The 13124-nt window shown below is 65.5% G+C and carries 10 protein-coding genes; 8 read left to right on the top strand and 2 right to left on the bottom strand.

Annotated features, from left to right (window positions below):
• Positions 1-123: 123 nt before the first annotated feature.
• The 3 genes from RPB_RS17230 to RPB_RS17220 all read left to right on the top strand — a co-directional run bounded on the left by RPB_RS17230 (position 124) and on the right by RPB_RS17220 (position 3961).
• Positions 124-2250 carry a molybdopterin-containing oxidoreductase family protein gene (locus tag RPB_RS17230; protein WP_011442296.1) on the top strand — a complete coding sequence of 709 codons (2127 nt, stop codon included), beginning with the start codon at positions 124-126 and terminating at the stop codon, positions 2248-2250.
• A gap of 71 nt (positions 2251-2321) precedes the next feature.
• A complete protein-coding gene (locus tag RPB_RS17225; protein ID WP_011442295.1) occupies positions 2322-2627 on the top strand; it encodes a ferredoxin family protein in 306 nt (101 codons plus the stop codon).
• Complete coding sequence (locus RPB_RS17220) at positions 2624-3961, top strand: FAD-dependent oxidoreductase (protein ID WP_011442294.1); 1338 nt, start codon at positions 2624-2626, stop codon at positions 3959-3961. Before RPB_RS17225 ends, RPB_RS17220 begins: the two co-directional genes overlap by 4 nt.
• A gap of 19 nt (positions 3962-3980) precedes the next feature.
• On the opposite strand, the gene RPB_RS17215 is transcribed toward RPB_RS17220, so the two are convergent.
• Complete coding sequence (locus tag RPB_RS17215; RefSeq protein WP_041798309.1) at positions 3981-5492, bottom strand: ATP-binding protein; 1512 nt, start codon at positions 5490-5492, stop codon at positions 3981-3983.
• 169 nt (positions 5493-5661) lie between these two features.
• Complete coding sequence (locus tag RPB_RS17210) at positions 5662-6282, bottom strand: TetR/AcrR family transcriptional regulator (protein WP_011442292.1); 621 nt, start codon at positions 6280-6282, stop codon at positions 5662-5664.
• Between the two features lie 95 nt (positions 6283-6377).
• On the opposite strand from RPB_RS17210, the gene RPB_RS17205 reads away from it, so the two are divergent.
• Genes RPB_RS17205 through RPB_RS17185 form a run of 5 tightly spaced genes read left to right on the top strand, consistent with a single transcriptional unit; the run spans position 6378 to position 13080 of the window.
• Positions 6378-7454 (top strand): efflux RND transporter periplasmic adaptor subunit, encoded by a 1077-nt coding sequence (locus RPB_RS17205; RefSeq protein WP_433993720.1) that lies wholly within the window; start codon positions 6378-6380, stop codon positions 7452-7454.
• A complete protein-coding gene (locus RPB_RS17200; protein ID WP_011442290.1) occupies positions 7451-8524 on the top strand; it encodes an efflux RND transporter periplasmic adaptor subunit in 1074 nt (357 codons plus the stop codon). Before RPB_RS17205 ends, RPB_RS17200 begins: the two co-directional genes overlap by 4 nt.
• Entirely contained in the window at positions 8521-11577 is a 3057-nt protein-coding gene (locus RPB_RS17195; RefSeq protein ID WP_011442289.1) for an efflux RND transporter permease subunit, read from the top strand. The genes RPB_RS17200 and RPB_RS17195 overlap by 4 nt, the downstream gene beginning before the upstream one ends.
• Positions 11578-11633: 56 nt before the next feature.
• Entirely contained in the window at positions 11634-11855 is a 222-nt protein-coding gene (locus RPB_RS17190; RefSeq protein ID WP_245258248.1) for a hypothetical protein, read from the top strand.
• Positions 11856-11883: 28 nt separating this feature from the next.
• Entirely contained in the window at positions 11884-13080 is a 1197-nt protein-coding gene (locus RPB_RS17185; RefSeq protein WP_041798827.1) for a patatin-like phospholipase family protein, read from the top strand.
• Positions 13081-13124: the final 44 nt, after the last annotated feature.

Raw genomic sequence — 13124 nt, 5'->3', positions numbered from 1 at the left:
AAGCAGGGGATTTGGGCCGTCATAGCAGCCCAGGACAACAACGTAGCACGTTTTGAGAAGCCGAGGCCGCCTCCGTCGCCGCATCTTTAGGCATGTCACCGTTTGGTGCAAGCGGAGGATCCCATGGCCCGGACCACAGTTGTAGGCGCGTGTCCACACGACTGCCCTGATACTTGCTCCATCATCACGACCGTCGAGGACGGCAAGGCGATCGCCGTCCGCGGCAATCCGGATCACCCGTTCACGCGCGGACGGTTGTGCGTCAAGGTCAACAACTACGAGGAGCGCGTCTACAGCGACAAGCGCGTCCTCTACCCGATGAAACGCGTCGGCCCCAAGGGCACCAAGCAGTTTCAGCGAATTTCCTGGGACGAGGCGATCGCGACGATCGCGACCCGCTGGAAAGCGATCATCGCCGAGCACGGTGCGCAGGCGATCCTGCCCTACAGCTATCTCGGCACCCAGGGCGTCATCAACGGGCTCAATGTCGGCGATCCGCTGTTCAACAAGCTCGGCGCCACTGTGCTCGAACGCACCTTCTGCGACTCTGGTTCCTGTACGGCCTATCTGCTGACGATCGGGCACACGCCGGGTGTCGATCCCGAGAGCTTCGTGCACTCGAAGTACATCATTCTATGGGCCTGCAATACGCTCAGCACCAATTCGCATCACTGGCCGTTCATCGAGCAGGCCAAGAAGAACGGCGCCAAGCTGGTGGTGATTGATCCGGTCAAGACACGGACCGCGCGGCTGGCGGACTGGCACATCCAGATCCGGCCTGGCACCGATGCGGCGCTGGCGCTGGCGATGATGCACGTGATCATCAAGGAGAACCTGGTCGATCGCGATTACATCGACAAGCACACCGTCGGGTTCGACGAACTGGCGGAGCGCGCCGCCACCTATACGCCGGAATTCGCCTCGCAGGAGACCGGCATTCCGGTCGAGGATATCGTCAAGCTGGCGCGCGACTACGCCACGACGCCGCCCGCGGTGGTGCGGATCGGCGTCGCCGTGGAGCGCCATGCCGGCGGCGGCCAGACCGTGCGCGCGATCGCCTGCCTTCCCGGACTGATCGGTGCTTGGAAGCACGTCGGTGGCGGCCTGCTGCAGCTGCCGATCTGGGCTTTCCCGGTCAAATGGGACGTGCTGATGCGCCCCGATCTTCAGCCGGAGAACATGCGCGTGCTGAATTCCTGGCGGCTCGGCGCGGCGCTGACCGGCGAACTCGGCTTCGATCCGCCGATCAAGGCGCTGTTCGTCTACAACGCCAACCCGATGGCGATGGTGACCGAGCAGGACAAGATCGAGAAGGGGCTCGAACGCGAAGATTTATTCACGGTCGTCAGTGAGCATTTCATCACCGACACGGCGAAGTACGCCGACATCGTGCTGCCCGCGACCACGCAGCTCGAGCAGAAGGACATCATGTTCTCCTGGGGGCATCTGTATCTGTCCTACAACAACCAGGCGATCGAGCCGCTCGGCGAGGCTGTGCCGAACACCGAACTGTTCCGGCGCCTCGCCAAGGCGATGGGGATCACCGATCCGGCGTTCTTCCGCACCGACGACGAGATGATCGAGGCGGCGCTGGACTGGAGCAGCCCGGTGCTGCAGGGGATCACGCTCGACGAGGTCAAGGCCAAGGGCTATTCGCGGCTCGCCATGCCGGCGTCCGACGACTGGGCGCCGCACCGCGACGGCAATTTCCCGACTGCTACCGGCAAATGCGAGTTCAAATCGACGATCGCCGCGGGCGGCAATTTCGTCGCGCCGCTGTTCCGGCAGGGCTACAACGGCGACCAGGACGGCACGCCGATCGATCCGTTGCCGCACTACATCGCGCCGAACGAGAGTGTCCGGACGGCGCCGGCGCTGGCGGCGCGCTATCCGCTCAGCCTGATCTCGCCGAAAAGCCACGCTTTCCTCAATTCGAACTACGGCAACCTGCCGGCGCAGACCGCGCAGGCGGGCGAAGAGCAGGCGGTGATCCTGAATCCGGACGACGCCGCGTTCCGCGGCATCGAAGCCGGCGCGCCGATCCGCGTGTTCAACGATCGCGGCTCGTTCGAAGCCTATGCGACGGTGTCGTCCGATATCATGGCGGGGGTGGTGGTTGCGCCGTCCGGCTACTGGCAGCGCTCCAATCGCAAAGGCGCGACCGTTCACGCGCTGACGCCGCCGGCCTTCGCCGATCTCGGCCGTGCGCCGACGTTCTCGGACATTCTCGTCCAGGTCGGCCGACTGTAGCCGGCGAGCGAACGACCGATGCTCCGGCGTCGGTCGATGTTGATCCTCATCGATACACGGGAAGTCGAACGATGACGTATGTGGTTACGGACAATTGCAAAGGCTGTCGCTACACCGAGTGCGTCACGGTCTGTCCGGTCGAGTGCTTCCACGTCGACGCCGCGATGACCTATATCGATCCGGAGAACTGCATCGATTGCGGCGGCTGTGCGCCGGCCTGTCCGGTCGGGGCGATCGCGCCGGACTACCGGCTGCCGGCGCATCAGAAATTCTGGATCGACGTCAACCGCAAGCGTGCCGCTGAAACGCCGGTGCTCACCGCGCGGCTGCCGCCGCTGCCCGGCGCCGACGACCGCAGGCAGGCGCTGGGCCGATGACGGCAGCGGCGCGCGACCCTGCGCCCGCGGCTGCCTTTCGGATCGCGGTGGTCGGCAGCGGACCGAGCGGGTTCTACGCGACGGAGGCCTTGTTCCGGTCGGGCACGCCGGTCGCGGTCGATATGTTCGAGCAACTTCCGGTGCCCTATGGGCTGGTGCGGTTCGGCGTCGCGCCCGACCATCCCAAGCTCAAACAGGTGACCGTCGCATTCGACCGGATCGCAACGATGCCGGGCTTTCGATTCGTAGGCGGGGTCACCGTGGGGAGGGACGTGACGATCGATGAACTCCGCGCCAGCTACGACGCGGTGATCCTCGCCACCGGTGCCGACGTCAGCCGTGCGCTGGGGATTCCGGGCGAAACGCTGGCTGGCTGTCATCACGCCGGTGATTTCGTCGCCTGGTACAACGGTCATCCCGACTACCGCGATTGCTCGTTCGATCTCGCCCATGACGCGGTGACCATCGTCGGCCATGGCAACGTCGCCCTCGACGTCGCACGCATTCTGGCCCGCACTGTCGATGAGCTGCGCCTCACCGATATCGCCAGCCATGCGCTCGAGGTGCTGGCTGAGAGCCGGGTCCGCGAGATCCATCTGGTCGGTCGCAGCGGGCCGCGGCAGGCGAAGTTCGGCGCCAAGGAATTGCGGGATTTTCTCGCGCTGGCGCAGTGCGACGCTGTCGTCGATCCGCGTGATGTCGCCGCCGCTTCGGTAGGTGAGACCTCGAACGATCCGGAGATGAGCGAGAAGCTGGAACTGCTCGGTGCAGTCTCGCAACGGCCTGTCGGCAAGCAACGGCGCTGCGTGTTTCGGTTCGGCCTCTCGCCTGTGGCGATCAATGGACGCGGCAGGGTCGAAGAGATCGCGTTTGCAGACCCGTCGCGGTCGATCGAAGCGATCCCGTGCGGTGTTGTTTTCAGCAGCATCGGCCGACGCACCGCGCCGTTGCCGGGCGTGCCGTTCGATGCGCAACGCGGCGTGCACGCCAATGTCGACGGCCGCGTTGTGGACACTCACGGCGTCGTCCCCGGTCTCTATGTCTGCGGCTGGAGCAAGCGCGGCCCGAGCGGTACGATCGGGACCAACCGGGCTTGTGGCATGGCCACCGCCGAGGCGGTACTGACGGATTTGCCCGCGCGAGCGGGCTCTCGTTTGCGCGATCCCGATATTTTGCTGGCGCAGCTACGCGGTCGCGTGTCTCGCATCGTCAGCTTCGACGATTGGAGCGCGATCGACGCGGCCGAGAAGAGCAGGGGCGTCGCTCAGGGCAGGCCCCGCGAAAAATTCGTGTCCGTTCCCGAGATGATGGCGGTGCTGGCTTCAACGCCGTGAATGCCGCAGGCCTCGCGAACTACGCGCTGATGGCGTCCTCGGACGGCAGCTCTTCCGCCGCATTCGGATCGCCCGGCGCGGTCGCCCAGGCGAGCTCGACCAGCGTGACGGTGCGGCGGCCGGTGCCGTCGAACTGGCAGACGATCAGGCCCTGTTCCTCGATATAGGTCAGCAGCCGCCGCGCGCGGCGCAGCGAGTGGGTGCCGTAGGCGCGGGCGATCGCGGCGTCGCCGGGGCAGGGCCAGCCTTCCTTCGCGGCGCGCGCGATCATCATGAACACGCCCTGCATGTCCTCGGGCAACATCCCGGCGCGGACCGAGACGTCCTGCCAGCCGTCGTCGTCCGCGATCTGTTCGCTGGTGAGGCCGGCGCGGGCATGGGTCAGCATCCGGCGGAAATCGGTCAGGTCCGGGATCGTCGCCGCCAGACCCTCGATCCGGCAGCGCACGATGAATTCCTGATACAGCACGCCGATGGCGCGGAAGCCGGCGTCGGGCTCGGCCAGGATCGCGCGCAGGATGCGGTCGAGCCGCTCGCGTCGTGCGGCCAGCTCTTCGGCGCTGAGCGGCTGCTCCACCGGATCGGGGCGGGCCTCGAGCGCGGCAGATTTCGCCGCCATCAACTGGCTGAGCAGATCCGGCGCCGAGCGGCGCTGTGGCCGCGTCGATATGTCCGGGGGCGGCTCGGCGAGAATGATCGAGCGCGCGTCCTGCAACGCTTCCTCGGGCAGCGGCATCAGCCGCGGCGTAGCGTTGCGCGGGTGTGTCTCGGTCGGCCCGATCCGCAGCGCCAGCGGCCGGCGGGACAGCGCCGGGCCGAGCGCCATGAACTGGCCACGCTCGAGATCGCGGAACGCGTCCGCCTGCCGCCGCTCCATGCCGAGCAGGTCGGCGGCGCGCGCCATGTCGATGTCGAGGAAGGTGCGGCCCATCAGGAAGTTGGACGCTTCGGCCGCGACGTTCTTGGCGAGCTTGGCCAGCCGCTGCGTCGCGATCACCCCGGCGAGGCCGCGCTTGCGGCCGCGGCACATCAGGTTGGTCATGGCGCCGAGCGACAATTTGCGCGCCTCGTCGGAGACTTCGCCGGCGACCGCGGGCGCGAACAATTGCGCTTCATCGACCACCACGAGCATCGGGTACCAATGGTCGCGCGGCACGTCGAACATCCCGCCGAGGAAGGCCGCGGCGCGGCGCATCTGATTCTCGGCGTCGAGTCCTTCGAGATTGAGCACGGTCGAGACGCGATGCATCCGCGCGCGCTCGCCCGCGGCCTGCAGCCCCCGCTCGGTGTGGTCCTCGGCGTCGATGACGAGGTGGCCGAACTTCTCCGCCAAGGTGACGAAGTCGCCTTCTGGGTCGATGATCGCCTGCTGCACCCAGGGCGCGCTCTGCTCCAGCAGGCGGCGCAGCAGATGCGATTTGCCGGAGCCGGAATTGCCCTGCACCAGCAGGCGAGTCGCCAGCAATTCTTCGAGGTCGAGCGTCGCCGGTGCGTTGGTCGTGGTCTGCCCCATTTCGATCACAACGGTCATGCTCGGTTCGGCGCTCCCTTCGGAGCAGCGGCTTAACAACCCGATCGCACCCCGTCGAGCGCCGCGACCCCATGGCTGACCCGTTATGCACGGCTGGTTGCCGGAATGTTCCCTCGGAACTGTCTCAGGCTATCGCAGCGTCTGCACTCACTTACACTCCTTCGATGGTCTACCGGATCAGCCCCCGGAGCAGCAGATCGGTGCTGGCCTCGGTGAACGAGTCCATATCGAAGCGTTTGCGGGTTCCGAAAAGCAGCGACCACAGGCTGATCAACAGGGCCGGACTCATCACGATTTCGACGAACTCCGTTGCGGGAGCATCTCGGAATTCACCCGCGGCGACGCCTGCATCGATCACTTTCTTGAAGTGTTGCATCATCGGCTCGACGAACTCTTCGTAATGTCTATCGACCAGATCGGGAAATCGCGCACCCTCGGAAATCAGGAAGCGCAGGATCTCTCGGGAGGCCCTGTTCTCCGAGATGTGGGCGTAGGCGAAGACGACCATCGCGCGCAGCCGATCCGTGTGCGAGCCGGTGAGGGTGGCGGCGTAGTCCCCCAATCGAGGTAGGAACTCCATGGATTTGTGCCGAACCATTTCCTCGAACACCCGCTCTTTGGTGTCGAAGTAAAAATAGATGGTCCCTTTCGTCACCCCGGCCAGCGCTGCGACGTCCTCGAGACGGGTGGCTGAATAGCCATGCTTCACGAACTCCTCGAAGGCGGCATCGAGGATTTCGGCGGGGCGCTCGGCTTTGCGTCGGGCGCGCTTCTTGGCTTCGGGAGGCATTGCAGGAACTCCAATCGTTCGCAGCCTACTATTGACTTTCGAGTCAGTCAATATTATTGCAGAGCAACACGGTCGATCAAATGAGCCAACCCACCATGTTACCGCCGCTTCGGATCATCCTGTTGCTGCTTATGGCCACGCCGCTGGCGGCGTGCGGCGAGAAGGCTCAGCAAGCCCGGCCGATCAATCTGGTGAAGACCGAGATCGTGCACCTCGAGCCCCGGCAGACGATTGTTCGTCTCACCGGCGACGTCCAGGCGCGCGTGACCAGCGAACTGTCCTTCCGCGTCAGTGGCCGGGTCACCGAGCGGCTGGTCGATGTCGGCGCCCATGTGAATGCCGGCGACGTGCTGGCGCGCATCGATCCGACCGAGCAACAGGCCGACCTGGTCGGCTCGCAGGCCGCCGTCGCCTCGGCGGAGGCGCAACTGCGCCTCGCCAATGCGACCTTCGACCGGCAGAAATCGCTGATGGCCAGCGGCTTCACCACCCGCAGCTCCTACGACCAGGCGCAGGAGGGATTGCGGACCGCCGAAGGCTCCCTCGACAACGCCAAGGCCCAGCTCGAAATCGCAAGGGATGCGCTGACCTATACCGAACTGCGCGCGAGCGCGTCGGGCATCATCACGGCGCGCAACATCGAGGTCGGGCAGGTCGCCCAATCCGCCCAGTCGGCCTACACGCTGGCGGAGGATGGCGCCCGCGACGCCGTGTTCGACGTCTACGAATCGGTGTTTCTGACGCCGCTCCAGGGCGGCACCATCAAACTCACGCTGGTGTCGGATCCGTCGGTCACCGCCATCGGGCGTCCGCGGGAGATTTCTCCCACCGTCGACCAGAAGAGCGGCACCGTTCGGGTCAAGCTGTCGATCGAGAATCCGCCGGCCGCGATGACGCTCGGCAGCGCCGTCACGGGCGAGGGGCGCAGCCGTTCCGTGGACAAGATCGTGCTGCCCTGGAGTGCATTGACCTCCGACCAGAAAGGGCCGGCCGTCTGGGTGATCGACCCCAAGACCCGCGCCGTGTCGCTCAGGAGCGTCACCGTGGAAAGCTACGAAACCAGCTCGATCATCGTGGCCGACGGCCTGAAGGCCGGCGAGCGCGTCGTCGTCGACGGCGGCAAGATGCTCCGCCCCGCGGAGATCGTCACTTATGACGGGGAAAACGCATGACGGCGTCGCGGGTCACAGGGGTGATTGCAGCCTGCCTGCTCATCGCGGGCTGTCAGGAAAAAGCCAGCCAGCCGGAACCGATCCGGCCGGTGCTGTCGACCGTGGTCGCCCCGCTCGAAGCGACCAGCATCGGCGTCGTCGGCACGATCGAGGCGCGGTTCAAGACCGACTACGGGTTTCGTGTCCTCGGCCGCATGATCGCGCGGCCCGTCAATATCGGTGACACCGTCGCGAAGGGGCAGGCGCTCGCAGCGATCGATCCGTTGGCTGCCGAATTTTCCGTCAGGTCCGCTGTGGCGGATTTCGCCTCGGCTCAGGCGCAACTGGTGAACGCCAGCAGCAACGTCAGCCGCCAGCGCACCTTGATCGAAACCGGTGCCATTACCAAAGCCACGCTCGATTCGGCGGAGCAGGCCAATTCCGCCGCGCAGGCCGCGGTCGTCCGGGCCCAGTCGAGCCTGACCAAAGCGCGCGAGCAATTGAGCTACACCAAGCTCGCCGCCGAATATGCCGGCGTCGTCACCGCGGTGAGCGTGCAGGTCGGCCAGATCGTCAGTCCCGGCCAGACCGTGGTGACCGTCGCCCGACCGGATGTCCGCGAGGCGGTGATCGACGTCGCCGACGATCTCGCCGGCGCCTTGAAGGTCGACATGCCGCTGAAGGTCGCGCTGCAGCTCGATCCGAAAATCCGGGTCGACGGAAAAGTGCGCGAGGTCGCACCGCAAGCCGATCAGGTGACGCGCACCCGGCGGGTTCGGATCACGCTGGAGAATCCGCCGGAGACGTTCCGTCTCGGCTCCACCATCACCACGCTGATCCCGGGCAAGCCGACGCGGGGATTTCGGCTGCCGGCCACGGCGATCCTGACCGAACGCGGCCAGTCGAGCGTCTGGATGATCGATACGCAAGCCGGAACGGTGACCAAACGCAACGTGCAGATCGTCACCAACGACGACGGTTCGGTCGAGGTGGTCGAGGGAATTGCGGCGGGCGCACGTATCGTGACGGCGGGCGTGCATCATCTCGTGGAAGGCCAGAAAATCCGCTTCGGAGAGGGTAGCTCGCTGTGAAGTCTTTCAACCTTTCCGACTGGGCCCTGCAGCACCGCTCGCTGGTCTGGTACTTCATGATCGCGTTCATGGCCGCCGGGCTGTTCTCCTATCTCGAGCTCGGACGCGAAGAAGATCCGGCCTTCACCATCAAGACGATGGTGATCCAGGCGCAATGGCCGGGCGCGTCCGCCGAGGAAACGACCCGGCAGGTCACCGAGCGAATCGAGAAGAAGCTCGAAGAGCTAGAGTCGCTGGACTACACCAAGAGCATCACGACGTCGGGCAGCACCACGGTGTTCGTCAATCTGCGCGACACCACCAAGGCGCGCGACGTGGTCCCGACATGGGTCCGCGTCCGCAACATGATCAACGACATCAAGGGTGATTTTCCCGACGGCGTGAACGGGCCGTTCTTCAACGATCGCTTCGGCGACGTGTTCGGCAACATCTACGCCTTCACCAGCGACGGGCTGACGCAGCGCCAGCTACGCGACAAGGTCGAGGACGTTCGCGCCAAGGTCCTGCAGGTGCCCAATGTCGGCCGCGTCGACATCGTCGGTGCGCAGGACGAGGTGATCTATCTGGAATTCTCGACCCGCAAGGTCGCGGCGCTGGGGCTCGACCAGCGCTCGATCATGACGTCGCTGCAGGCCCAGAATGCGATCACGCCCTCCGGCGTGCTGCAGGCCGGTCCGGAGCGGATCAGCGTGCGGGTCAGCGGTCAGTTCACCTCGGAGGAGAGCCTCAAGGCGATCAATCTGCGCGTCAACGACAGGTTCTTTCCGCTCACCGATATCGCCACGATCCGCCGAGGCTACACCGATCCGCCGACCTCGCTGTTCCGCTACAAGGGCGAGCCCGCGATCGGCCTGACGATCGGCATGAAAGCCGGCGCCAATCTGCTCGAATTCGGCGAAGCGCTGAAGAAGGAGATGACCCGCATCTCCGCCGACCTGCCGGTCGGTGCGGAGGTGCATCTGGTCTCCGATCAGCCGCAGATCGTCGACGAGGCGGTGTCGGGGTTCACCCATGCGCTGTTCGAGGCGGTCGTCATCGTGCTGGCGATCAGTTTCATCAGCCTCGGCCTGCGCGCCGGACTGGTGGTCGCGATCTCGATCCCGCTGGTGCTGGCGATCACGTTCCTGGTGATGTCCTATACCGGCATCTCGCTGCAGCGGATTTCGCTGGGCGCGCTGATCATCGCCCTCGGCCTGCTGGTCGACGACGCGATGATCGCGGTGGAGATGATGGTGGCGCGCCTGGAGATCGGCGATTCGCTGAGCAAGGCCGCCACTTACGTCTACACCTCGACCGCGTTTCCGATGCTCACCGGCACGCTGGTGACGGTCGCCGGCTTCATCCCGATCGGCCTCAACAACAGCGCCGCGGGCGAATTCACCTTCACGCTGTTCGTCGTGATCGCGGTGTCGCTGCTGACCTCGTGGGTCGTTGCGGTGCTGTTCACGCCGTTGCTCGGTGTCACCATTCTGCCGGACAAGATGAAGAGCCATCACGAGAACAAGGGATGGTTCTCCACCGCGTTCAGCCGCGCGCTGCTGTTCTGCATGCGCTGGCGCTGGCTCACGATCGCGCTGACGCTCGCCGCGTTCGCGCTGTCGATCGTCGGGATGGGATACGTCCAGCAGCAATTTTTCCCGTCGTCGGACCGCAAGGAGCTGATCGTCGACTGGAGCCTGCCGCAGAACAGCTCGATCGCCGAAACCAGCGCGCAGATGGCGCAGTTCGAGCGGGAAGCGCTCGCGGGCCAGGACGGCATCGATCATTGGTCGACCTATGTCGGGCAGGGCGCGCCGCGGTTCCTGCTGTCGTTCGACGTTCAACCCGCCGACGTCACGTTCGGCGAGATGGTGATCGTCGCCAAGAGCCTGAAGGATCGCGACCGGCTCAAAGTCGAACTGCAGGCCTATCTCAAGAAGACGTTCCCCGGCACTGACGCCCTGGTGAAGCTGCTGGATATCGGCCCGCCGGTCGGCCGGCCGGTGCAGTATCGCCTGAGCGGGCCCGACATCGGCCACGTTCGCGCTTTCTCCCGCGAGCTCGCCGGCATCGTAGCGGCCAATCCGCATCTCGGGGATGTAGTGTACGACTGGATGGAGCCCGCGCGCGTCGTCAAGGTCGACGTGCTGCAGGACAAGGCGCGCCAACTCGGCGTCACCTCGGAGGACATCGCCTCGACCCTGAACGGCGTCGTCGACGGCACGTCGATCACCCAGGTTCGCGACGACATCTACCTCGTCAAGGTGCTCGGCCGTGCCAATGCGGCGGAGCGTGGGTCGATCGAGACACTGCGCAATCTGCAATTGTCCGGCAGCAACGGGCAATCGGTGCCGCTCGCGGCGGTGGCGAACTTCCGCTACCAGCTCGAACAGCCGACGATCTGGCGTCGGTCGCGGCTGCCGACCATCACCCTCAAGGCCGACATCCGGGACGGCGTTCAACCGGCGACGGTCGTCGCGCAGTTGAAGGCGCCGATCGCGGAGTTCAGCGCCAAGCTGCCCGTCGGCTATTCGGTCGCTGTTGGCGGCAGCGTCGAGGAGAGCGGCAAGTCGCAGTCGCCGATCATCGCCGTCGTGCCGGTGATGCTGTTCGCCATGGCGACCATCCTGATGATCCAGCTGCAGAGCTTCAGCCGGCTGTTCCTCGTGTTCGCCGTCGCGCCGCTGGCACTGATCGGAGTCGTCGCGGCGTTGCTGCCGAGCGGTGCGCCGCTCGGCTTCGTCGCGATCCTCGGCGTGCTGGCGCTGGTCGGCATCCTGATCCGCAACTCGGTCATCCTGATCGTGCAGATCGAACATCTGCGCGAAGAGGGCAAGCCGCCATGGGACGCCGTCGTCGAAGCCACCGAGCACCGGATGCGGCCGATCCTGCTGACGGCCGCCGCCGCCAGCCTCGCGCTGATCCCGATCGCCCGCGAAGTGTTCTGGGGGCCGATGGCCTTCGCCATGATGGGCGGCATCATCGTCGGAACGGTGCTGACCCTGTTGTTCCTGCCCGCGCTCTACGTGGCGTGGTTCCGTATCAAGATGCCGGAAGAAGGCACGCCAGCATGAAACGTAACGATCCCGACTCCCCGCTGCCGCCCTTGTGTCGCGGCGCCCGCGTTCGGATGAGCCCGCTCGGGCGCGAGCGTCATCCCAAATATGGCGATCGGGAAGGGCTGATCGTCGGCCAGGGCTCTCCGAGCAGCTGGCGGATCAAATTCGACGACCGCAAGACCATTCAGGCGATCCATCAGGACTATCTCGAACGGGTTCCACGATCGACGTCCTCGGCACAATCCGCGGAGGCGATGACCGAGCGGCATTGCGACGCCTCATCGAATCCTTAAGCCTTTTCCTCGATCGTTCGGTATGGTCATGCGTCACATTCCTCGGCCGTTGGTCGTGCCTCTGATGATCGCGTTGAGTTCGCTGCTGGCGGCTTGCGCGTCGAAGCCGCGGGTGCCGTATACCGCCGCCGAAGCTTCCACCGCACGGGTGCTCGATCTCAAGGATCTGCGGCGCTATGCGGACGAGCCGGCGTCGGCGTTCCGGGACGACAAGATCATTTCCGGGCCGCGCGCCTATCTGGCGCTGTCCGGCGGCGGCGCCGACGGCGCCTATGGCGCGGGCGTGCTCAACGGATGGACCGACGCCGGAACCCGGCCGTCGTTCTCGATCGTCTCGGGGGTCAGCACCGGTGCGCTGATCGCGCCGTTCGCGTTCCTCGGCCCGCAATACGATCCGACCTTGCGCGAGTTCTACACCAGCGGCATCGCCGAGAGTCTGCTCGACTCGCCGAATCCGTTCAACGCGATCTTCGGCTCGGGATTGTTCGGCAACACCCGGCTGCGCGAACTGGTCGCGCAATACATCAATGCGGATTTCATGGCCGCGGTCGCGGACGAGCACGCCAAGGGCCGGATGCTGTTCGTGGTGACGACCAATCTGGACTCCCAGCGCGCCGTGATCTGGAACATGGGCCGGATCGCGTCGCTGCGCTCGATGCAGGCGCTCAACCTGTTCCGGGACGTGGTGGCGGCATCGGCCAGCCTTCCGGCGATTTTCCCGCCGATGCTGGTGAACGCCGAGTCCAACGGCGTCCGTTTCCAGGAGATGCATGTCGATGGCGGCGTCACCGCCCCGGTCCTGACGTTGCCGGAGGCCTATCTGCTGCGCAACGCGGCGTGGGGCAAGTCGCTCGACCTGCAGCTCTACATCCTGATGAACAACAAGATCGAACCCGAATTCCAGGTGGTTCCGAACCGGACCCTGGAGATCGCGGCGCGGTCGTCGTCGACGCTGGTCAAGGCGCAGACCAAGTCGATCCTCTACAGCACCTATGACGCCGCCCGCCGCAACAAATACGGCTTCAACCTGACCTACATCGAAAGCGATCGGCCGGCGTCGCCCTCTGCGGGCTTCGACACCGCCTATATGCGCGACCTGTTCCAATACGGCTACGACCGGGCGAGGTCGGGCCATGCGTGGTCGAAATCGCCTCCTGCGGAAACTCCGACCGCGGTTCCGGTCGCCGAGGCAAAACCCGTCCGGCGACTGGCCGGCGCCAACTGAACGTGACGCTTGTCGACGCGGCCTGCCGCCGCGTCTCGAAGAGA

It is taken from the genome of Rhodopseudomonas palustris HaA2 (genome assembly GCF_000013365.1).
In the GTDB taxonomy this organism is placed as follows: domain Bacteria; phylum Pseudomonadota; class Alphaproteobacteria; order Rhizobiales; family Xanthobacteraceae; genus Rhodopseudomonas; species Rhodopseudomonas palustris_J.
Note: the sequence above shows the minus strand (reverse complement) of the source record. Positions and strands in the feature narration are given on the sequence as shown.